Source organism: Helicobacter burdigaliensis (assembly GCF_003670295.1).
Taxonomy (GTDB): domain Bacteria; phylum Campylobacterota; class Campylobacteria; order Campylobacterales; family Helicobacteraceae; genus Helicobacter_D; species Helicobacter_D burdigaliensis.
The window spans coordinates 14,309-35,583 of the sequence record NZ_QXJG01000010.1; the positions used below are offsets into that span (position 1 = coordinate 14,309).

Genomic DNA, 21,275 nt, shown 5'->3' on the forward strand with positions numbered 1-21,275 from the left:
AAATTTATAAAAGTATTACTAAAACTTCATCATCTTCTTTATGATATTCTTTCTCTAAAACTACAAGTCCTATTTTTACATTTCCAAGCGGACAAAAATTATTTAAAATTGCACTTAAAAAATCTTTTTTACCTTCAAAATTAATGCTAAATTTTCCATCATTTTCTACTACATTGCATACGCGAAATTCTACTCTTTTATCTTTTTTGTAAATTTGTGTGCCAAGCGGAACTTTAATTTTAGTTTTTTTAGCACAATATCCACACATTCTAGTTAAAATCTCACTTACAAAAAGTTCAAAAGTTACCAAAGTGGAATTTGGAAATCCTGGCAAACCAAAAAAATGTTTCCCAAAAAATCTTGCATAAAGCACATGCTGTCCAGGTTTAATCTTTACCCCCTTAAATACAACCTCTTCTTCTCTTTCTTGTGCGATTTTTGCAATAAAATCATAATCCCCCACACTCGCTCCACCTGTTGAAACAACTAAATCACAAGAATTAAGTGCATCCTCTAAGCTTTTTTCAATTAAATTTTTATCATCTTTTAAAATAGGATAAAGCTTAGCAATCCCTCCATACTCTTTAATCTTAGCACTCAATAAATGCCCATTTGCATTATAGATTTGATTTAGCCCACTCCCCTCTTCTCCAAGCTCTAAAATCTCATCACCACTGACTAAAATACCCACTTTTGGCTTTTCATACACTTCTATAAATACTTGATTTAAACTTGCTAACAATCCTATATGATTAGCATTTATCAAAGTTCCTTTACTTAAAAGCTTTTCACCTTTTTTATAATTTGCACCAACTCCTCTTATAAATTCCCCTATTTGCGTGCACTCTATAATCCTTATACTCTCTCCTAAAATCTCTACTTTCTCAATAGGCACTAAAATATCCGCATTTTTAGGGATCGCCGCCCCCGTGAAAGTTTTAATCGCATAAGGAGCTTCTAGTGATAATGTAGGTATCTCGCAATTTCCTGCTGGATTATCCTCTTTTAAAAGTTTAAATTCTTTGACTTTACAAAATTTAGAGTTTATCGCATAACCATCCATGCTAGAAAGCGGAATCTTTGGCATATCACAAGGTGCAAAAATATCTTGTGCTAAAACTCTAAAAAGAGAATCAGATAAAATTACCCTCTCTTTGCCAACTTCCTTTACTATGGACTTTTGCAAAATCTCTAAAGCTTCAAAAAATTCAATTTTTTCTCTCATAAAAGATGTCCCATTTTTTCTTTTTTAACCGCTAAATAATGGCTATTGTGTTTGTTACATTCTACAATAATAGGCTCTCTTTGCACTTCTATCATTTTGGAAAAAATTTCAATCTTACTAGGATTATTCGTCAAAAGTCGCACTCTATTTAGCCCATAAAAACTAAAAATCTCACGCACAACACCATAATCTCTCTCATCTTCTTTAAAACCTAATTCTAAATTTGCCTCAACCGTATCCAAGCCTTTATCTTGCAAAGCATAAGCATTTACCTTGTTAAAAAGTCCAATGCCTCTACCCTCTTGTCGCAAGTAAATTACCATACCTTGTTCTTCTTGTATTTTTCTTAACGCAGTTTCTAGCTCACCACCACAATCACATTTTAAGCTACCCAGAGCATCTCCTGTTAAACATTCAGAATGCACCCTAACAAGAGGGTTTTGTGGTAAATCTTTTGTTTTAATGACTAAATGCTCCAAAAAACTTCCATTTTCTTTTATCTCTCTAAACGACCTTATTTTAAAATTTCCATATTTTGTGGGTAAATTTGCTTCATTAGATATTTCTATACTTTTCATTATTATTCCTAATTTTTATAAAAATATTTTCTTTGCTCTTTCTAAGTCTTCTTTGGTATCAATCCCAAAAGATCTACTTTGTACTTTTGCTACTATAATTGTTTTATTATTTTCAATCGCTCTTAATTGCTCTAACTTTTCTATTTCTTCTAAACTGGATTTAGGAAGTGTGCAAAACTCTTGCAAACTAGCATTACTAAAAGCATAAATCCCTAAATGTCCATAATATTTTTTATCTTCATCTTTAAACACATTTTCCCTATCATAAGGGATTTTAGCACGAGAGAAATAAATAGCCTCTCCATTAGTATTAATAATTGCTTTTACCAAGTTTGGGTCCAATGCCTCTTTGCTTGTGATTTCTTTAATGCAAGTCCCCATAAATGGTAATCTCCCATCAACTCTCTTTTCTAACATAGCCTTTTTTAAAGCTTCAATCACTTCCACTTCCAAAAAAGGCTCATCGCCTTGCATATTAATAAGGAGTTCATTTGAAGAAAGCTGCAAAATTCTCGCACATTCTGCTACTCTATCGGTTCCACTATTATGTGTTTTTGAAGTAAGGATAGCTTGTATTTTATAATTTTTACATATTTCTATTACTTTTTCTTCATCTGTGGCTATCACAACCTCATCGACTTCTTTAGCAATATTTGCAACCCTAATAATCATAGGGATACCACCAATATCTTCTAAAACCTTATTAGGAAATCTTGTAGATTTCAATCTAGCAGGGATAATAATCATTTCTAAAAATCAAACAATTCACTAAAAAAGCTTTCACGCTTTTTAGGCTTATGATAATATCCGCTATCTTTATGCTCTCTATAAACATTACCTCTTTCTTGATAGCCTCTATCTTCTTGATAGTTTCTGTTTTGTTGCTGTGGCTGTGCTACACTAGAAGCACGCTCAATAATCTTATCTAGCTCTCCGCGATCAAGCCATACGCCCCTACATTTAGGGCAATAATCAATCTCAACTCCACTTCGCTCACTCATTACCAAATCCACATTACACACAGGACATAGCATCTTTACTCCTTTTTTAAATTTTAAAAAACTCTCTATACCAAGCCACAAAGTTTTTAATCCCAACTTCTATGGAAGTATTTGGTTTATAGCCTAGCTCCTCTACTAAATCATCAACATTTGCATAAGTTGCTGGGACATCTCCCATTTGCAAAGGAAGAAGATTTTTCTTAGCTTCTTTTCTGATTTCTTTTTCAATGGCATTAATAAAATCCATTAATTTTACAGGATTATTATTTCCTATATTATAAATTTTATAAGGAGCTTTGGAGCTATGTGGGTCAGGATTCTTACCGCTCCAATTTGGATTAGGAGTTGGGATATTATCAATCACTCTTACAACTCCTTCTACAATATCATCCACATAGGTAAAATCCCTTAGCATCTCTCCATTGTTAAACACATCAATAGGCTTTCCTTCTAAAATTGCTTTTGTAAAGAGGAATAAAGCCATATCAGGACGCCCCCATGGGCCATAAACCGTGAAGAATCTAAGTCCTGTTGTTGGAAGATTAAAAAGATGGGAATAAGTATGTGCCATTAGCTCATTGCTCTTTTTGCTTGCTGCATAAAGACTAATAGGGTGATCCACATTATCGCTTGTGCTAAAAGGCATTGCTTCATTTAATCCATATACAGAAGAGCTAGAAGCATAAGCTAAATGTTTAATGCTATTATGGCGACAAGCTTCTAAGATATTCACAAATCCTACAATATTGCTATCCACATAAGCATAAGGATTAACTAGCGAATACCTAACCCCAGCTTGTGCTGCTAGATTGCAAACTTTATCAAATTTCTCATTTTCAAAAAGCTTAAAGAGATTCTCTTTATCTTCTAGCTTTAAATTAATAAAGCGATAATTTTTATATTTTGTGCTTTGTGTTAGTTGATTGTAGGCAATTTCTTCTTTATTAATTCCAGCATTTTTTAATCTACCATATTTAATATTCACATCATAATAATCATTGATACAATCTAATCCCACAACTTCATCGCCACGCTCTAATAAGCGTAATGCAAGAAACGAACCAATAAATCCCGCAGTTCCAGTAACTAAGATTTTCATATTATTTTCCGTTCATACTAAGATAATATTTTTCCAAAAAGATTTGATTAGCAAGTCCATTAAACTTTCTTCTTCCTAATCTATCAAGACTAAGTTCTATTGCATTTACCACCCAAGAAATCTCACTAAGCGGGATTAATCCCATATGGTTAATTCTAAAAATCTTTCCTTTTAAATCGTCTTGCCCCCCTGCAATATTTACACCAAATTCATTTTTTAGGATTTTTCTAATCTCTTCTGCTTCTTTATCAAACACAGCAGTCATAGACAAAGCAGGAATCTTAGGATAAATCACAAGTCCAATCCCTTCCATTGCTGCATCTGTAGCTAGGGATCTTGCTTTAGTTTCCTTATAGATTTTATCAAATCCAATCTCTTTAGCCTTTTGCAAGAATGCACAAAGCCCTATAATAATAGTAGTAGGAGCTGTCCAAGCAGTGGTATTTTTTCTTTGATTTTTAAGCTCCGTTGCTAAATTAAAATAAAAACCAATATTGCGTTCTTCTATAATCTTAATAGCATCTTCACTAAGCCCTACAATACTCATTCCCGGAGGCAACATAAATGCCTTTTGTGAGCCGCCAATGAGTGCATCTACACAGCTTATATCAAGCTTTTCTACTCCCATTGCAGTAATTCCATCTACAATCACCATAATCTCTTTATTGTATTCTTTAATAGCCTTAGCAATCACTTCATAAGAATGTCTTAATCCCCCTGCACTCTCACAAGCTTGAATACAAAAAGTATCAATTTCTGGATCATTTCTTAAAATCTCCATAACAGAATCTAGGCTCACAGGTGTATCCCACTCATTTTTAATCTCTACATAAGGGATATTAAAAGCTTTGGCTATCTTAGAAAATCTCTCTCCAAACTTACCGCTATTAATGGTGAGTGCTTTTTTCTTACACAAACTTCTTAAACTTGCCTCCATAGCTCCACTCCCCGAACTTGCAAGCATTAAAACTTCAGGAAGTCCTATCATTTCTTTTAAAAGCTCTCTAGTTTTTGCAAAAATCTCTTCAAATTCTTTGGTTCTATGATGGATTGTAGGCTCACTCATAGCTACACGCACAAATTCTGGAACAGGTGTTGGTCCGGGCGTAAAAAGCAACATTGACTTTATCCTTTATCTTAAAAATTTTAAGAGATTATAACAAAAATTTACCAATATTTTGTAAATAGAATCTCTTTTTAGCTCCACTCCCTCTCTCTTTAGTTTTTACTATGCTACAATACTCTTTAATAAAATAAACTTTTTATAAGAGGGATTTTTGAAATTACAAAGCTTACAAATAGGAAACATCAAAGATTATAAAAATTTTCAAAGTGCTTTTTTAAAAGATATTTACTTGCAATATGCCAAAGTAGAAACCCTAAAAATACAAGGAGATGAAATTGCCGATACAAAGCATCATGGAGGATTTAATAAAGCTATTTTTGCAAATTCTTGCCAAAACTATCCTTTATGGGAAAAATTCCTCAATAAAAAGCTAAATTTTGGTGCAATGGGAGAAAATCTAAGCCTTAATGGAATGCATGAGTGCAATGTATGTATTGGCGATATTCATAAAATCAATAATGTAATTTTGCAAGTAAGCGAACCTAGAAAGCCCTGTATAAAAATCTCTTTAATCCACAACCATAAAGGCTTTACACAAGAAATTTTTAGAAGTGGATTAAGTGGCTGGTATTATAAGGTTTTAGAAACTGGGGAACTCCACGCACAAGCCAACATTACAATTTTAGAAAAAAATGAAGTAAATTTAAGTATTTTAGAACTTAATGCTTTATTTTTTAATCCTAAAAATTCCGTAAAACAAAATCCAAATATACTCTCAAAGCTTGAAAAACTAGATACACTTCTTAGCAAAAATTGGCATGATTGCATACAAAAACGATTAAACAATACCTATGATATAAGCTATATGCAAAAACTTTAATCAAAAATTTGATTAACTTTACTTAGCAAAATAAAAATTGGAACACCATTTGCTTATAACTCACTTGAACTTAATTTTTTTGCAAAGGATGCATAATGAGTTATAGGATATACACAAATGTCAATGCGTTAAACGCTCACACTTCAGGGCTAGTAAATAACCGCAATATGTCAGAATCATTAGAAAAGCTAAGCTCAGGTTTAAGAATCAATAAAGCTGCAGACGATGCTTCAGGTATGGCGATTGCTGATAGCCTTAGATCACAAGCTGCTGCACTAGGACAAGCTACAAAAAACGCAAACGATGCTATCGGGATTATCCAAACTGCTGATAAAGCTATGGATGAACAAATCAAAATCCTAGATACCATTAAAACTAAAGCTACTCAAGCAGCTCAAGATGGACAAACAGTTGCTACTAGAAATGCACTTCAAAGTGATATTTTACGCCTTATGGAGGAACTTGATAATATCGCAAACACTACAAGTTTTAACGGCCAACAAATGCTTTCAGGTGCTTTTACTAACAAAGAATTTCAAATCGGTGCTTATTCAAACACAACCGTAAAAGCTTCCATTCAGCCAACAAACTCACACAAAATCGGACATGTAAGATATGAAACTGCTGCTGAGATTCTAGCAAGTGGGGGTGCAAGCAGTCTAACAACTACTACTTTAAGATTCCTAAATACAGATGGAACAACAAACTATGGTATTGAAGAGATTAAAATCTCCACTTCAGCAGGAACAGGTATTGGTGCTTTAGCAGAAGCTATCAATAAAAACTCTGATAAGCTTGGTGTGAGGGCAACTTATAATGTAGAAGGACAAGGTGCACAACCTATTCAATCAGGAACTATTAAAGGCTTGATGATTAATGGTATTATGATTGGAGATATTGAAGATGTTCAAAAAAATGATGGCGATGGAAGACTAATTAATGCAATCAATGCACAAAAAGAAAGAACAGGGGTTCAAGCTTCTTTAACAATTTCTGGTGCATTAAGACTTACAAGTGTAGATGGTAGAGCTATTTCTGTGCAAACTACAAGCGGTGCTGCCTTGCTTGGTGGAGGTTCATTTAATGGAACTTCAGGGACAGATCATGCAATTATCGGAAGACTTACGCTTATCCGCTTGAATGCTAGAGATATTGTGGTTTCTGGTGTAAATTTCTCTACTATAGGACTTCATTCAGGTGCTGCAAACACTAATCCTAATGCTGGTTTAGCGCAATACACTGTGAATCTAAGAAGTGTAAATGGAGAATTTGATGCAAATGTTGCTTCTGCGATTGGTGCAAATGCAAATGGTGCAGTAGCTAATACAAATGCAAATGGTATTGGAGCAGGTGTTACAAGCTTACAAGGTGCAATGGCTGTAATGGATATGGCACAAAGTGCACAAGAGCATTTAGATAGAATTAGAGCAGACTTAGGTTCTGTGCAACAACAACTTGTAGCAACCATCAACAATATCACCGTTACACAAGTGAATGTAAAATCAGCAGAATCTCAAATCCGTGATGTGGATTTTGCCGAAGAATCTGCAAACTTCTCCAAAACAAACATTCTAGCACAATCTGGAAGCTTTGCAATGGCACAAGCTAACCAAGTGCAACAAAATGTTTTAAAACTGCTACAATAACACTTAATAAAGCCTCTTAATAAAAAGAGGCTTTTACCCTCATTATTTTTAAGGAATCATTATGTCTAATCTAAACCCACGCTTAGAAAAAAACCTAAAAGCACTTGAACAAAAAAATCCCCTTTTAGCAGGACAACTAAGATTATTAGAACCTAATAAAAAATATGAAGTTTTTGTAGGGGCTGATCCTTTAAACATTAATATCTATGATAAAGAAGCACAAATTGCACTTTTTAAAGAAGAGCCTTTGGTAGAGATTTCTCAAAAAATCAAAGAATTTGAAAAATTTAGGCTCTATCCCTTTTTATACTTTTTTGGTTTTGGAAATGGTATTTTTCACAAATATCTTTTGGGTATCAAGGGCTTAAAGAAGCTTTTTATCTTTGAACCTGAGCTAGAAATTATTTATATTGCACTTAATTTTGCAGATTTTGAAAAGGAAATCCTAGAAGATCGGCTACTTATTTTTTGGAGCAAAATAGTAAGTTTTGGAGAGATTGATCAATACCTTGTGCAAGAGGGACAATGGATTTATTCTAGAATTTATAATCTACATCTTTATAATAACTACTATGGGCGTTATTCACAAGAATGCTTAGAGATTAATAATATTCTAACAAGAAGTATGGAACACCATGTAACTGCTGTGGGTAATGATTCAACAGATGCACTCATTGGTCTGCGTCACCATATTCAAAACTTGCCACAACTCATCACTTCTCCTAGCTTGCAAGAGCTTTTAAAGAATGCACCCAATACAAAAACAGCAGTCATTGTATCCACGGGCCCTTCATTGCATAAGCAATTAAAACTCTTAAAAGAATATGCTCCTTATATTACTATCATTAGCGTAGATGCGTCTTTTCCTATTCTTTATAAAAACGGCATAAAGCCCGATATTGTAGCAACACTAGAGAGAGTTGAACCCACAGCTGAATTTTTCCTTAAAACTCCAAAAGAAGCACAAGAAGGAGTGATTTTTGCACTCACTAGCATCGTCCATAAAGCCACAAGCGATGCAATCACTAAAGGAGTAAAAAGCTTTAGTATGCGTCCCTTTGGCTATACAAGATTTTTTGACTTAAAAGATTATGGTTATGCAGGGATTGGTATGAGTGCTGCAAATATGGCTTATGAGCTTGTAGTATATGCGCGCTTTGAACGCTGTATTTTTATAGGTCAAGACTTAGCTTTCGCACCCGATGGCAAAACCCACTCTAAAGATGCAATTTTTGGAGAAAAAGAAGAGCAATACAAAGTGCAAGAAAATATCGCAAATAAGATTCTAATTCCAGCTTATGGGGGTGAAGGCTATGTAGAAACCACCAGCGTATGGAAAATGTTTTTAAATTTCTTTGAAAAAGATATTGCTGAAACTCCTTATCCTTTAGAAATAATCAATGCAACAGAGGGTGGAGCAAGGATTAATGGCATAAAAGAAATGAGTTTTAAAGAAGCACTAGAGCTTAGTAAAGACAAAGTAAAAAAACCCATCAAACTAACAGAGCCCACAAAGGCACAAGTTAAAGAGTATGAAAAACTCATAAAAACAAAAGTTAAAGAATATCTTGACTATGGCTACAAAAAGAAAAAGATTATTGAAAAAGCTTTCTTAAAAGTAGTCAAAATGACAGAAGAGCTAGAAAGACTAAATAGAGAAAATAAGCTAGAAAAAATCAATTTTCCCAAAATGGAGAAGATTTTAGATGAAGTAGATGATATTAAGCTTTATTTTCAAGAGGATTTATTTATTAAAACTTTTTCAGATGCGGTGCAGTCTTATATCGTGCATCAAGAATTAGAACTTGCTAAAATCGTGGTGCGTCCTGTAACCACAATCATTGAAAAACAAGTCAAACAAATTGACTGGCTTTATGCACATAAATTTTGGCTCTTTTCACTAGCAGGAGGAATGGACGCTACTTTAGAAGTAGTCAAAAAAGCTGCAAGTGAATGGATGGTATTACCCAAAAAATACCAAGAACAAAAATAAATTTATAATGCTTATTGCATTGTAAATTTATTCCAAAAGATACACTCTTCCTTTGGTGCCATCTATTTTTACTTTCATTCCATTTTTAAGAATTTGCATTGCATTCCTCACACTCATCACAGCAGGAAGCTTCATCTCTCTTGCAGTAACCGCCCCATGCGATAAAGCCCCTCCACTTTCTGTAATTACGCCTTTTGCAGTGTAAAAAAGTGGCGTCCAAGCTGGATTGGTTGTGCGTGCAACTAAAATCGCATCTTTTGGAAAAGCAGCAAAATCATCTTTAGAATGCACCAAATAAACTTCTCCTATAGCCATTCCCATACTTCCCGCTACTCCTTCTAAAATCTCATTTTCACCTTCAAAAACTTCATCCTCTTCGCCTAAATTCCAAGCAGGGATTTTTTTAGAATTTTTTAGATATTGTGCTTTTTCTTTTTCTATCTCTAAACGCACCATTTGACTTGTTATCTTGCCTTCTTTATAATCTAAAATTGTCTGCATATGAGTAAAAAACACATCCATAGGATCTTTTATAATACCTAATTTTACAAAATAATCGCCTATAGCTTTGGTAGCTTTTCTCACTAAAATACTCAAACGCGTTGTTTCATAGTGTTCTAAATCATCTAAAAGGGTATAAGTTTTTACCAAATTTAAAAGCTCATCAAAACCAAAATGCCACTGCTTTGGTAACAATGCTAAAAGTTCATTTTTAGTATCAAAATATAATTTTTTCTTATGAAGTTTTTCATTTGCAAGCTTTGCAAAATCACTATTTAATAAAAGCTTAATATTATCAAGAACTACGCTAGGTGCTTCAATCCAAGTAGGATGATAAGGATCAAAATCTATTTCTCTATGTCCATGATTGGCTAAAAATCTCCAAAATTTCTGCCTAATTGTATATCCAAACATTCTTTCTTCAAGCTCTTTTCCGCTATACTTTTCAAATTCACTCTTTAAAAATGGATCTTTAGATATAATTTCTGCTAAAGCAAGTAAGTCCTCATTTACTTGTGCTGTTTTGCTTTCATCAAAACGCGTTAAGATATCAAAATAAAAGCCCGATTTTTCTCCTACTAATTTTTCTAAAAATGTTTTTAAAACCCTATAAAGCAAGCTTTGAGTTATAGATATAGCGATATTTGGACGAAAATATATTGTGCCAAGATTTACAACTTCATCTAAAAAATTAAAAGCTTGTTCATCATTTAATAATATTTCATTTTCTAACCTTCCCACACCTTTTAAGTAATCATCCAAATCTCTCATCCATTGCTTTGGCAACTCATAAATATGAGGATATTTTTGCAAAATTTGCTCTAATGCTGTATCTAAATTTTGAAAATCTATGCCCAAATTTCCGCTTTGCATATAAAGCCAAACTGCATTTTGATTACCATAGATATAATTATTAAAACTTGCAAACCATTTACCTTTAAAACTCGGTAAATTCATCATTTTAAAAGAATATTCTAAAGAGATATGAAAAGCTTTATCTACATAATCCCAAGTAAAAGGTGTGATCACATTTGGATAACGCTCTGCTGATTCATCACGCGTCCATCTCTCAGCTAAAGTCGTAATTGCTCTTGCTTGAAGCAAATAAAGCTCATCTTTTTCTATAGCCCATTCTATATCTTGTGCAAAAGTATAATATTTTTCCACATCGCAATTTAACTTTGCAATTTGTTTTAGCTTTTCTTTACTAAGGCAAGGAATATTTTGCTTTTCTTTGCTTATTTTTTCTTCTTTTGTGCCAAATTTATCTTGGATAATGCAAAATTCTTTTGTAGCTATATGACTAGAACGCAAAGAAAAATCACTCTTTGAAACACAATACTCATCCACCTCAAATTCACCATTTACCACACTTTCACCCAAACCATAATTTGCATTGATTAAAATTTCATCATTGCGGTTTTTGATAGGATTAATTGAAAAGCTAACTCCTGCAAAATCTGCATTCACCATTTTTTGCACCACAACAGCCATACAAGCCTCAATTTGAGAAAAGTTTTTTTCTTCGCGGTATAAAATAGCACGACTTTGCCATAAAGAAGCAAAACAATGCTTGATATGTTTTAAAATTTCATCTTTGCCATAAATGTTTAAAAAAGTATCATGAGCCCCTGCAAAAGCTGCAGAATTTAAATCTTCCATCGTAGAAGAAGAACGGATACTAAAAGCTGTATTTTCATTAAATTCTTTTAAATTTTCATCCAGTTCTTTTAAAAATTCCAAGCCAAAATCAAGCTCTAAAAAAGCCTCTCTTAAAATCTTGCTTTGTTTTTCTAATTTGTCTAAATCTTGATAATCAAAAGTATAACCAAAATTTTCAATCAAATTTTTAATATTTTCATTACTTTCTATGAATTTCTCATAAGCCTTTATACTAACAATAAAACCTTGAGGCACTTTAAAGCCTGCTCTTGTAAGCTTAGCTAAATTTGCTCCTTTACCCCCACAAAGCTCTAAATTTATAGCTTTTTCATCACTAAATTTTAAAATTTGCATTCAAAGTCCTTTTTGCAATTCGATAAGAAAAGTATGCCAAAACAAAACCAACAATACAATCAATTAAATAATGATAGCGCAAATAAATTGTAGAAAACCAAAGCAAAATACAAGGAATAAGCCAAAAATAAAAATGTTTTTTATTAAAACGCTTTAAAAAAAGCAAAATAAATAAAGAGATTCCACAATGCAAGCTTGGAAAAACATCGCTAAAATTACTAAAAGTTGGATAAGCCTTATCTAGAAAATCCCTAAAGAAAAATCCATTAAGAGAACTTTTAAATTCACTTGCATAATAAAAATAAGGTCCTATGGCTGGAACAAAAATATATCCTAAAAATCCAATAGCATAAAGACTTAAAATTCCATTATAAAAAGCTTTTGAAATTTTTTCATTCACACAGAGATAAAAAATAAAATAAAATGCAAGTTGCACCATAAAAAGCAAATAAGCAATACTTAAAAGCTCTGTAAAATAGACATTAGAAAAATCTTCAAAAAACAAGGACAGATTTTTAATATTTCCCAAAATAAAAGCATCCATTAAAGCAAGATAAGAATCTTTTTTATCTATATTTATTAAAGGCGATATTTCTCTTAACAAAGTAAAAATACTATTCATAAAAAGCACATAAACAACAAATTTTAAACGATAACTTTTAAGAAATAAAAGTGCAAAACTAACCACTAAATAACCCAAAACAATTAAAGTATAAATACTAGAAAATGCATTAAAAACAAGCCTTATAAACATAACTCCAAAAAATAAAAGCCATAAAATTTCAAAAAGTTGAATTTTAGTTTTTAAGACATTCATAAATTTCTTCTCCCAAAAAATCATAATCTTGCTTTAACTTGTTAAAAAATATAGCATTCAACAAAGAGATTCCATGCTTTTTAAAAGTGCCATAAAGATGAAAACCCCACAAACTAAAAATACAACCCAAAAAAGCTATAAGAGGAAAAAATAAAGCTAAAATCATATAAAAAACCACAAAAACACTTGTTCCTGCTAAGATCTTATAAAGACTTATGGTGTGTTTTTCTTTAGAAAATTTTGCCACCACAAAAGAACTTATCATAACAGGTAAATTAAATAAAAAAGTAGGGATTACAATCATAGCCGTGATTAAAAATACCCAAAGACTAAGCAAAAAAGATTTAGGAAAAATAGCACAATTTTTATATAAAAAAGCTCTAGAGCTTTTAGTTTCATAAGATTTTAATTTTTCTTGCAGTTTTGCAATTTTAGAATTCTTTAGCGCTTTTAAATATAAATCTTCTTGATATAAAGAAGCAAAAATAGCTATCTTCTCACAAATTTCTTGCTCCTTTTCATTTTTAAATTCTATCAATATGTTTTCTAAAGCCATAATAATTTGAGTATGCAAAAATTCTTTATCCTGCAAACAATGATACTTTAAATTCTCACCCTTAACAATAAAAACCTTAGAGCCCATTCTAGTAGGATCATCATAGAAAATACTTAGAGGCGTGATTTCTAAAGCATTTTTTTGCAACATTAAATATGCTATTTTAGAAGCACCATTTGCAAATTTTAAATGCTTTGGTTTTAAAGCACTTGTACCTTCTGGGAATATCCCTAAAGTGCCACCTTTTTGCATTAATTTTAAACATTGTTTTAAGGCACTAAAATTATCGTTTTCTTTTATTTTTAAACCTTGTTTTAAAGCCTTTTCTTTATCTTTTTCTCTTGTAATTTCAATACCCCAAAAGAAAATTTTACCTAAAAAATTGCGTCTTAAATTTCTAGCTAGTAAGAACTGAATTTTGGGAAAAATAAAACCATATAAAAAACCATCAATAGCACCATTTCTATGAGATAAAACTGCCATCTGCCCCAAAGTATCATTTTTAGATAAATCCAAAAAAACAACCTTTCTAAAATAAGCAAAAACAAGCAAAGTTACTAAAAAATTTCCTATTTTTTGCTTAATTTTATACATTATCCCTCCTTTTCAAACCATAAGTCTTATTTAAATTTATAGATAAAATTCCTATCATACCATAAAATTATTTTTTAAATATTTACTTAATGTTTTTTACTTTTTCTTTCACTCTCTCTTCTTCACATATATTTTATTTTCGCAGTAGATTCTAATTTCATTATCAAAACTATCTTGTTTTTGTCCTCAATAAAGCAAAGCTTAAAATAGACAAAAAATATCAGTTTCCTTGTCAAAATTTCCAACAAATCAATTATTCTTAAAAACCCTCTATCATTAACTCATCCTTCTCTAATCCTAAGAGATACTTTAAAAAAGTTCATATTAACAATTTAAAAAAATTAAAATTTAAGCTTTATCACTCAATTAATATACCAACTTTCAATCCTTATAGGTATGTCTTTGTTTTGAAAACTAATTTATTCTCTTAAATAAATAATCTTTAAAAAAATTCCAACTTAAATCTTAGGGATGGAGTTGGATATATGAGCGATCTAAGAAAATCTGGAACAAAAAGTTTTGGCGATAGTGCAGGTGTGCATATTTTTAAAGGTTTAAAAGATGATAGAGCTTTTATCAATCTTAATACTTCTTATAATCTTAGTCAAAATACACGCATAAGTTTAGATTATGAAAAAAGCTTTGATGGGGATTTAAATATTGATTGGAGTTTCAATGCAAATCTAAGATACAGCTTCTAGGGCGTCTATTATCACGCCCTCTCTTAAGCCCTCATCTACGACAAGCACTCTAGTAAAATCCAAAGCTTCCATAAAAAACAAAAAAAGATAAATTCCAATATCCATTACATCTGCCCTATACTCTCCTACAAGGCTAATTTTTTCTTCTAAGCTTAAATTTGAAAATTTTTCTAACTGCTCCAAAAAATCTTCTCTTGTAAGCTCTCCCCCTAAAGTTTTAATTTGATGATAATTATCCAACCCAACTTTAAAAGCATACACACTTGTTGGGATACCACTATTTGCTACCATAAATTTTGCATCAAAACCTTCTGCCCTAGCCTCTTTTGCAAATTCTTTAAGAGATTTTAGAATCTTTTCTTTATTCCTTAATAAAGTTTGCAAATTACTATATTTATCTTTTGCAGTTACAATTCCTATTGAAAAGCTTTTAGAAAATATCTTTTCATTCTTACAAAAAATAAATTCACTACTCGCACCCCCCATATCCACCACTAAAAAACAATCTTTATTCAATTCTCTTTTTACTTTAGAAATCTCTTTTATCGCTCTCTTAGAAGCCAAAGCACTAAGTCTTGCTTCCTCCTCTCCGCTAATTATTCTAAAGGCAATACCGCATTGTTTTATACACAAGCTTAACACTTCTTCTTTATTATTTGCCTTACGCATAGCTTCTGTGGTGATAGCTAATATTTTATCATTTTGCGTAATATTTAAAACTTTTTTCAATTCACACAAAGCCTCCAAAAGCCTATTTATTGCACTTTTTCCTATAATGCCTTTACTTTGCAATTCTTCTGAAATACGAATTGTGCGTTCATATTCTCCTTTTATTTGCAAATTTTCATCCATTTTAACTGCACGCAAAGAGTTACTACCTAAATCAATCCCAACATAATCCACTAAATCCCTCCAAAATCAATTAAAAAATAATGCTGCTCTTCTTTGTATTCATAGCTTAGATTAAAAGAATGCAACTCCAAAATACCCTTAACAATGCAAAGCCCAAGCCCATATCCTAAAATATGTTCATGCTTACTATCCCTATAAAAAGGCTCTAAATAATAATCAATCTTCTTGCTTAAAGGCTCTCCAAAATTACTAATGCTTAAAATTTTTCTATTGCTTAAGATTACACTTTTTACTAAAATTTTTCCTTTGCTTTTATATTTATACGCATTTTCAATGAGATTCTTAACCACAAGAGATAAAAAATGTAAATCCCCATTAATCTTATAATTTTCATTTAATTCTAGTTCTAAATCCTCTTGCGTAATTTTTAGGCTTTGCAAAGTTTCTAGCATCAATGTATCTATCCCAAAACTCTTAAAATCAAGCAAATCTTTGCCCTCTTGTATCTTTTCAAAAGTCAAAATTTTTGTAATGAGATTATCCAAATCATTAATAGAACGCACCATTTGCTCTTTATGAGAACTTTTAGGCATAAGCTCTAAGCTTAATCTAACCTTTGCAATAGGAGTTTTTAACTCATGTCCTATATTTTTTAGCACAAGCTCCCTTACTTTTAATAAATGCGAAATTTTACCTGCCATTTTATTAAAGCTAAGTGCTAGTGTTGCTTGCTGTGGCTCTTTGGGGATAGGAATTTTTAAGTCATATTTACCTTTAGAAAACTCTTCTAATGCGTTTTTTAATACTTTAAGGGGTTGCAACATCGTAAGCAAAAACCCAAAAATTAAAAGCAATAAAATTATCTGCAAAATAAACCAAAAATTTATAGAATTGTCATAAAAAATCTCTTCTTTTACATCTTTTTGTGCTATAAATCTATCCCCTAAATAATCCAACAAAAAGCCATAAAACTGCTTAGATTTATACAATTTTATTTTTGCAAGAGAATTTTTATTTTCATAAAGAATCTTAAAATCTTTTGGCAATTCTTCTAAAATCACAAATCCATTTGTTTTTAAATATCTCTCTAAGCTCTTGACATCTCCCCCCACAAACTCAATCATAGACTGCTGTGCAAAAGAAAGAATGCTATTTAGTGTTCTTTCTTTGTTGTGTTTTAAATTAGACATATTAAAAGAATAAGCAACCACACAAACCAAAATTATAGAAAATAAAAATAACCCATAAATTTGCAAAAATAAGGGTGGGTAAAAGCTTCTTAATCGCAAAATTTATATCCTATGCCCCAAATAGATTGTATAAATTTAGGCTCTTTGGCATCATCTTTTAGTTTATTTCGCAAATTTCTTATATGCGTATCAATGCTTCTAAGGGAGGAATCAGGAGCTATTGTAGAAATAGCCTGTGCTAAACTCTCCCTAGAAAAAGGCTTCCCTTTATTGCTTAAAAGCAATACTAAAATCTCATACTCTGCAGGTGTAAGCTCCAAACTCTCCCCCCCTAAGCTCACATGCCTTTTACTCACATCAATGCTTAAATTAGCAAAATTTAACATTTCATTATTTGTATAACGCTTCAAAAGCGCATTGATTCTAGCTACAAGCTCAATAGGCTCATAAGACTTTGCCAAATAATCATCCGCCCCTCTCTCAAAGCCCAAAATTTTACTAGAAATATCCCCTCTAGCTGATGAAATAATCAAAGGCATATCGCTAAACTCTCTTATCTTTTGACACAACTCCAAGCCATTCATTTTTGGCAACATAATATCAAGCACTCCAAGATGAAATCTCTCTTTTTTTAAAATCTCTAAAGCATTTTCTGGATCTTGTGTGGCAAAAACTTCCATATTGCTTTGCTCTAAAAAATCCACAAGTAATTTTTGCATCTCTAAATCATCTTCTACAATCAATATCTTATACATCAAAACTCCTATTTTAACATTTCTTGTGCTAGTTCTTTCATTCGCTCCTTGCTAAGTTTTTTGGCTAAAAGTTGATAAAATTCTATTTGTGCTTCTATATAATCCTCACTAATTGCGTCCATAATGGTTCTATACTTTTCAAAATCCACATCTTTTTCTTGCAAGATTTCTAAAAGCATTAGCTCTTCTGTGCGATTAATATTTTTATAATACACCTTTTTTTCTTGATGATAATCTTCTAAAACAACCTTAATATCCGCCCTCTCCTTTTGGCTTAAGTGCATACTATCCAAAACCCTTAAAAGATCCTTTGCTTCTACAAAACCCACCAACAAAAAAATTACACAACTTAACTTTTTAATCATCTTTAGCACTCTTTAAGATTGAATTCTCTTTACAAAGAATTTTATAAACTTTCCTCTTTGTAAAAACTAAAATCAAAAACTTTTAATTTATTAGATTTCACAAGAGATTTAATTTTAATATGCTAAAATCTCCAACTAAAAAATAAAACATATGAGGTTTTTTATGCTTAGATTTGCACCAAGCCCCACTGGCGATATGCACACAGGAAATTTAAGGGCAGCAATTTTTAATTACATTCTTGCAAAACAAAAAAATGAATCTTTTTTATTAAGAATTGAAAATACCGATACTTCAAGAAATATAGAAGGCAAAGATAAAGATATTATGTTTTTACTTACGCTTTTTGGAATCTCTTGGGATAGTCTTGTCTATCAAAGCAACAATTTTCCACGCCACAGACAATTAGCAGAATACCTTATTACGCAAGGTAAGGCGTTTTATTGCTATTGCACAAAAGAATTTTTGGATAAAAAAAGAGAAGAAGCCAAAGAGAATAAAATAGCTTTTAGATACCAAGATTCTTGGGCACTTTTGGAAAAAGATACTAACAAAAATCCAGTAATTAGACTAAAAGGTTCTAGTGAGCCTATGAGCTTTTATGATGAGATTAAAGGCAAAGTGGAATTTAATGCCAATGAAGTAGATAGTTTTGTGATTATTAAAGAAGATGGCATACCCACTTATAACTTTGCTTGTGCGGTTGATGATATGCTTTATGATGTGGATTTTATCGTTAGGGGCGAAGATCATGTAAGCAACACTCCAAAACAAATCCTAATCCACCAAGGGCTAAATTACGATAAAAAAATACAATTTGCCCACTTGCCAATAATCCTCAATGAAGAGGGTAAAAAAATGAGCAAAAGAGATAATGCTTCTAGCGTGCAATGGCTTTTAAATGAAGGGTTTTTGCCTCAAGCGATTGCAAATTATTTAATCTTAATAGGCAACCACACTCCTTGTGAAGTTTTCACAATGCAAGAAGCAATTTCTTGGTTTGATATTAAAAAAATTGCAAAAGCCCCTGCTAGATTTGATATTGATAAATTAAGATTTTTAAATAGAGAGCATTTTAAACGCTTAAACGAACTGGATTTAGCCGCTCTTCTAGGCTATAAAGATTCTAGCATCGGTGGCTTGGCTAAGCTCTATTTACAAGAATCTAGCACCCTAAATGAACTAAAAGAAAAAATAGATCGCATCTTCTTTAATAAAGCCAAATTACTAGAACAAGAAGAAAATGGAGAGATTTTAGAGCTTAAAGAAGAATTTACAACACTCCACAATACTCTTTTAAAGCTTTTAGAAAACCTAGATTTACAAAATACCAGCTATGAAGAATTTAAAACAAAAGCTATGCAAGAATCCAATCTCAAAGGAAAACGCTTTTTTAAACCCTTACGCTATTTACTAACAGGCTTTGAACATGGTCCAGAGCTAAATGACTTATTCTTATATTTACGCAATTTTTTAACAGATATTTTAAGGAAATAATATGGTTTTAAGCACATTTATTCAAGCAGTTGCACAAATCTTAAGCATGGTAATCAATCTCTATATTTGGGTGATTATTATAGCAGCCATTATCTCGTGGGTGCGTCCTGATCCTTATAATCCAATCGTGCAAATCCTCTACAAGCTCACCGAGCCCCTTTATGCTAAAATCCGTCGTGTTATCCCAACGGTTATTAGTGGAGTAGATTTAACCCCACTGATTGTTCTTTTGTGCTTAAAGTTTATTGATCTTTTTATCATCAGACTTCTTTTAAACTTTTCAAACTTATAAGGTTTTCTTATGCTTAAAAAACTCATTTTACTTTTTTTCATCTCTTTTGCTTGTTTACAAGCTAAAACCACACAACCCCCTACACACAAACCCATAACCTTAGAATATTTAAAACAGCAACCCAAAGGTATTTCGCGTGATTTTTATATTTGGCTTTTCTTGCAACAAGAAATTAGCCCAAAAGAAGCCAGTGAAGCTTATAAACTTGCTAAAAACAAAAACACTAAACTTTTTGGACTTTATTTTAAAAAAGGCGACAACAAAAACCTCTCTTTAAAAACAATCTGCGAGAGAATGCCTACTTCAAAACTTATCAAACAAGATACAAACTGCATTAGCAAAGCACTTACTCTAAAAAAGGCTGAAACACTTGATAAGAGAACTCTTGCCATGCTTTCAAAAAAACTCACAAAAGTTAATCCAACTCTTTCAAGAAGCCTTGCTATAATGGCTAGCAAGAATCCTTTTAATGAACTCCTAAAAGAAAATGCTAATTTTATAGGAAATTTTTATTTCAATCTCTCACAAAGTTTCAAAAATACCCACCTAAACAAACCAATTCCCCCAAAAAGATTAGCACAACTTTTAAAAGAAAAAAATTCTACCTTTTTAAGAATGATAAAAAGTGCTATAATTTCTCAAAATATGAGCGTTTTTAGCCATTCTTTTTTGGATTTAGATTATACAAATTCTAAGCAATTTTTAGATTATGAAAGCTCTTTTTATTTAGGAATGAATTTTCTTTTTATTAAAAAAGATTCTGCAAAAGCCCTTCCTTTACTAGAAACTTCTTTACAAAAATCCTACCGATCCTTAGATCAAAATAGAGCAATTTTTTGGATGTATCTAGCTTCTAAAGATACAAAATTTTTAACCAAGCTCATAGAAAAAAAAGATGTAGATATTTACTCCCTTGCAGCCCTTGAGCTAACTCATAGCAAACCACAATTCAACATTATCCAAAAGATAGACACCAAGCCCACTCCTGCAACTTGGGATATAAAAGATCCATTTGAATGGGAAAAGATTCTAGCAAACTATAAAAAAACAAAAAATCCAAAACTTCTAGAAAAGGTTAATCACACAAACACAACTCCACATTTTGTGTGGCTTAGCAAAAAAACAGGAGAAGAATATTTTTTAACCCCTTATCCTGAAATTTTTTCTAAATTTAGCAAAGAAACACAAGCACTTCTTTATGCTTTAGGCAGACAAGAGAGCCTTTTTATCCCCACTGCGATTTCTACTTCTTATGCACTAGGGATTATGCAGCTTATGCCCTTTAATGTAGAAGCTATCGCAAAAGACTTCAAAGAAGACAAAAAGGTCGGCTATTTAGATATGTTTGATCCAAACACTAATGTGCGTTATGCAGAATATTTTACAAGACCGCTTTTAAGAGAGTTTAAACATCCTTTATTTATTTCTTATGCTTATAATGGAGGACCCGGATTTACAAGACGACTTTTAGCCAAAAACTATCTTTTTAAAAAGAATAATTCGCTAGATCCTTGGTATAGCATAGAGATGATTCCCTATGAAGAATCAAGAATCTATGGCAAAAAGGTTCTTGCAAACTACATAATCTACAAAAGAATCTTTGGCTTTGAGAGCAACCTTTTACCTCTTTTAGAGCAGACACTCATTTACTAA

At 31.8% G+C, this 21,275-nt stretch carries 20 protein-coding genes; 7 read left to right on the top strand and 13 right to left on the bottom strand.

The annotated features are described in order from the left end of the window. Positions 1 to 4: 4 nt before the first annotated feature. From EBF09_RS05175 to EBF09_RS05200, 6 genes are read right to left on the bottom strand one after another with little or no spacing between them, the layout of a single operon-like run. On the bottom strand, positions 5 to 1,225 hold the full coding sequence (locus tag EBF09_RS05175) for a molybdopterin molybdotransferase MoeA (RefSeq protein ID WP_121764072.1): 1,221 nt from the start codon (positions 1,223 to 1,225) through the stop codon (positions 5 to 7). Next, positions 1,222 to 1,803, bottom strand: coding sequence for a GTP cyclohydrolase II (gene ribA, locus EBF09_RS05180; protein WP_121764073.1), 582 nt, complete (start codon positions 1,801 to 1,803; stop codon positions 1,222 to 1,224). The genes EBF09_RS05175 and ribA overlap by 4 nt, the downstream gene beginning before the upstream one ends. Positions 1,804 to 1,818: 15 nt before the next feature. Then, entirely contained in the window at positions 1,819 to 2,550 is a 732-nt protein-coding gene (gene kdsB, locus EBF09_RS05185; RefSeq protein WP_121764074.1) for a 3-deoxy-manno-octulosonate cytidylyltransferase, read from the bottom strand. Between the two features lie 2 nt (positions 2,551 to 2,552). Further along, positions 2,553 to 2,837, bottom strand: coding sequence for a TFIIB-type zinc ribbon-containing protein (locus EBF09_RS05190; RefSeq protein ID WP_121764121.1), 285 nt, complete (start codon positions 2,835 to 2,837; stop codon positions 2,553 to 2,555). A 13-nt stretch (positions 2,838 to 2,850) separates the two neighbouring features. Further along, positions 2,851 to 3,903 carry an NAD-dependent epimerase gene (locus tag EBF09_RS05195; RefSeq protein ID WP_121764075.1) on the bottom strand — a complete coding sequence of 351 codons (1,053 nt, stop codon included), beginning with the start codon at positions 3,901 to 3,903 and terminating at the stop codon, positions 2,851 to 2,853. A 1-nt stretch (position 3,904) separates the two neighbouring features. Further along, positions 3,905 to 5,023, bottom strand: coding sequence for a pyridoxal-phosphate-dependent aminotransferase family protein (locus EBF09_RS05200; protein WP_121764076.1), 1,119 nt, complete (start codon positions 5,021 to 5,023; stop codon positions 3,905 to 3,907). 157 nt (positions 5,024 to 5,180) lie between these two features. On the opposite strand from EBF09_RS05200, the gene EBF09_RS05205 reads away from it, so the two are divergent. The 3 genes from EBF09_RS05205 (at position 5,181) to EBF09_RS05215 (ending at position 9,488) form a co-directional block, all read left to right on the top strand. Further along, entirely contained in the window at positions 5,181 to 5,849 is a 669-nt protein-coding gene (locus tag EBF09_RS05205; RefSeq protein WP_121764077.1) for an MOSC domain-containing protein, read from the top strand. A 95-nt stretch (positions 5,850 to 5,944) separates the two neighbouring features. Next, positions 5,945 to 7,495 (top strand): flagellin B, encoded by a 1,551-nt coding sequence (locus EBF09_RS05210; RefSeq protein WP_121764078.1) that lies wholly within the window; start codon positions 5,945 to 5,947, stop codon positions 7,493 to 7,495. Between the two features lie 61 nt (positions 7,496 to 7,556). After that, positions 7,557 to 9,488 carry a motility associated factor glycosyltransferase family protein gene (locus EBF09_RS05215; protein ID WP_198672544.1) on the top strand — a complete coding sequence of 644 codons (1,932 nt, stop codon included), beginning with the start codon at positions 7,557 to 7,559 and terminating at the stop codon, positions 9,486 to 9,488. Positions 9,489 to 9,515: 27 nt separating this feature from the next. Here the strand turns inward: EBF09_RS05215 and EBF09_RS05220 are convergent, their stop codons facing one another. The 3 genes from EBF09_RS05220 to EBF09_RS05230 are packed head-to-tail and all read right to left on the bottom strand — an operon-like array spanning position 9,516 to position 13,972. After that, positions 9,516 to 12,005, bottom strand: coding sequence for a PEP/pyruvate-binding domain-containing protein (locus EBF09_RS05220; RefSeq protein ID WP_121764080.1), 2,490 nt, complete (start codon positions 12,003 to 12,005; stop codon positions 9,516 to 9,518). Continuing rightward, positions 11,986 to 12,846, bottom strand: coding sequence for a phosphatase PAP2 family protein (locus EBF09_RS05225; RefSeq protein ID WP_121764081.1), 861 nt, complete (start codon positions 12,844 to 12,846; stop codon positions 11,986 to 11,988). Before EBF09_RS05225 ends, EBF09_RS05220 begins: the two co-directional genes overlap by 20 nt. Then, entirely contained in the window at positions 12,803 to 13,972 is a 1,170-nt protein-coding gene (locus tag EBF09_RS05230; RefSeq protein WP_121764082.1) for a 1-acyl-sn-glycerol-3-phosphate acyltransferase, read from the bottom strand. Before EBF09_RS05230 ends, EBF09_RS05225 begins: the two co-directional genes overlap by 44 nt. A 485-nt stretch (positions 13,973 to 14,457) precedes the next feature. Between EBF09_RS05230 and EBF09_RS05235 the strand changes: the two genes are divergently transcribed. After that, positions 14,458 to 14,673: an autotransporter outer membrane beta-barrel domain-containing protein gene (locus EBF09_RS05235; protein ID WP_121764083.1), complete on the top strand. Its 216-nt coding sequence runs from the start codon at positions 14,458 to 14,460 to the stop codon at positions 14,671 to 14,673. Here EBF09_RS05235 and EBF09_RS05240 read toward each other — a convergent pair. The 4 genes from EBF09_RS05240 to EBF09_RS05255 are packed head-to-tail and all read right to left on the bottom strand — an operon-like array spanning position 14,656 to position 17,835. Next, complete coding sequence (locus EBF09_RS05240; protein ID WP_121764084.1) at positions 14,656 to 15,576, bottom strand: Ppx/GppA phosphatase family protein; 921 nt, start codon at positions 15,574 to 15,576, stop codon at positions 14,656 to 14,658. The two genes, EBF09_RS05235 and EBF09_RS05240, sit on opposite strands and share 18 nt — an antisense overlap. Beyond that, complete coding sequence (locus EBF09_RS05245) at positions 15,576 to 16,814, bottom strand: ATP-binding protein (RefSeq protein ID WP_232817663.1); 1,239 nt, start codon at positions 16,812 to 16,814, stop codon at positions 15,576 to 15,578. The genes EBF09_RS05240 and EBF09_RS05245 overlap by 1 nt, the downstream gene beginning before the upstream one ends. Next, positions 16,805 to 17,470 (bottom strand): response regulator transcription factor, encoded by a 666-nt coding sequence (locus tag EBF09_RS05250; protein ID WP_121764085.1) that lies wholly within the window; start codon positions 17,468 to 17,470, stop codon positions 16,805 to 16,807. Before EBF09_RS05250 ends, EBF09_RS05245 begins: the two co-directional genes overlap by 10 nt. Positions 17,471 to 17,478: 8 nt before the next feature. Then, positions 17,479 to 17,835, bottom strand: coding sequence for a hypothetical protein (locus EBF09_RS05255; RefSeq protein ID WP_121764086.1), 357 nt, complete (start codon positions 17,833 to 17,835; stop codon positions 17,479 to 17,481). Between the two features lie 163 nt (positions 17,836 to 17,998). On the opposite strand from EBF09_RS05255, the gene gltX reads away from it, so the two are divergent. Genes gltX through EBF09_RS05270 form a run of 3 tightly spaced genes read left to right on the top strand, consistent with a single transcriptional unit; the run spans position 17,999 to position 21,275 of the window. Beyond that, entirely contained in the window at positions 17,999 to 19,330 is a 1,332-nt protein-coding gene (gene gltX / locus EBF09_RS05260) for a glutamate--tRNA ligase (protein WP_121764087.1), read from the top strand. Between the two features lies 1 nt (position 19,331). Continuing rightward, positions 19,332 to 19,622, top strand: coding sequence for a YggT family protein (locus EBF09_RS05265; RefSeq protein ID WP_121764088.1), 291 nt, complete (start codon positions 19,332 to 19,334; stop codon positions 19,620 to 19,622). Positions 19,623 to 19,631: 9 nt separating this feature from the next. Further along, positions 19,632 to 21,275, top strand: a complete 1,644-nt coding sequence (locus tag EBF09_RS05270) for a lytic transglycosylase domain-containing protein (RefSeq protein ID WP_121764089.1) — start codon at positions 19,632 to 19,634, stop codon at positions 21,273 to 21,275.

What these genes read in the sequence shown, in the direction of transcription:
- ribA (WP_121764073.1), bottom strand. Translation starts at nt 1,803, where the DNA reads ATGAAAAGTATAGAAATATCTAATGAAGCAAATTTACCCACAAAATAT.
- EBF09_RS05270 (WP_121764089.1), top strand. Translation starts at nt 19,632, where the DNA reads ATGCTTAAAAAACTCATTTTACTTTTTTTCATCTCTTTTGCTTGTTTA.
- EBF09_RS05255 (WP_121764086.1), bottom strand. Translation starts at nt 17,835, where the DNA reads ATGATTAAAAAGTTAAGTTGTGTAATTTTTTTGTTGGTGGGTTTTGTA.
- EBF09_RS05235 (WP_121764083.1), top strand. Translation starts at nt 14,458, where the DNA reads ATGAGCGATCTAAGAAAATCTGGAACAAAAAGTTTTGGCGATAGTGCA.
- EBF09_RS05225 (WP_121764081.1), bottom strand. Translation starts at nt 12,846, where the DNA reads ATGATTTTTTGGGAGAAGAAATTTATGAATGTCTTAAAAACTAAAATT.
- EBF09_RS05250 (WP_121764085.1), bottom strand. Translation starts at nt 17,470, where the DNA reads ATGTATAAGATATTGATTGTAGAAGATGATTTAGAGATGCAAAAATTA.
- EBF09_RS05195 (WP_121764075.1), bottom strand. Translation starts at nt 3,903, where the DNA reads ATGAAAATCTTAGTTACTGGAACTGCGGGATTTATTGGTTCGTTTCTT.
- EBF09_RS05210 (WP_121764078.1), top strand. Translation starts at nt 5,945, where the DNA reads ATGAGTTATAGGATATACACAAATGTCAATGCGTTAAACGCTCACACT.
- EBF09_RS05190 (WP_121764121.1), bottom strand. Translation starts at nt 2,837, where the DNA reads ATGCTATGTCCTGTGTGTAATGTGGATTTGGTAATGAGTGAGCGAAGT.
- EBF09_RS05230 (WP_121764082.1), bottom strand. Translation starts at nt 13,972, where the DNA reads ATGTATAAAATTAAGCAAAAAATAGGAAATTTTTTAGTAACTTTGCTT.
- gltX (WP_121764087.1), top strand. Translation starts at nt 17,999, where the DNA reads ATGCTTAGATTTGCACCAAGCCCCACTGGCGATATGCACACAGGAAAT.
- EBF09_RS05215 (WP_198672544.1), top strand. Translation starts at nt 7,557, where the DNA reads ATGTCTAATCTAAACCCACGCTTAGAAAAAAACCTAAAAGCACTTGAA.
- kdsB (WP_121764074.1), bottom strand. Translation starts at nt 2,550, where the DNA reads ATGATTATTATCCCTGCTAGATTGAAATCTACAAGATTTCCTAATAAG.
- EBF09_RS05200 (WP_121764076.1), bottom strand. Translation starts at nt 5,023, where the DNA reads ATGTTGCTTTTTACGCCCGGACCAACACCTGTTCCAGAATTTGTGCGT.
- EBF09_RS05220 (WP_121764080.1), bottom strand. Translation starts at nt 12,005, where the DNA reads ATGCAAATTTTAAAATTTAGTGATGAAAAAGCTATAAATTTAGAGCTT.
- EBF09_RS05175 (WP_121764072.1), bottom strand. Translation starts at nt 1,225, where the DNA reads ATGAGAGAAAAAATTGAATTTTTTGAAGCTTTAGAGATTTTGCAAAAG.
- EBF09_RS05265 (WP_121764088.1), top strand. Translation starts at nt 19,332, where the DNA reads ATGGTTTTAAGCACATTTATTCAAGCAGTTGCACAAATCTTAAGCATG.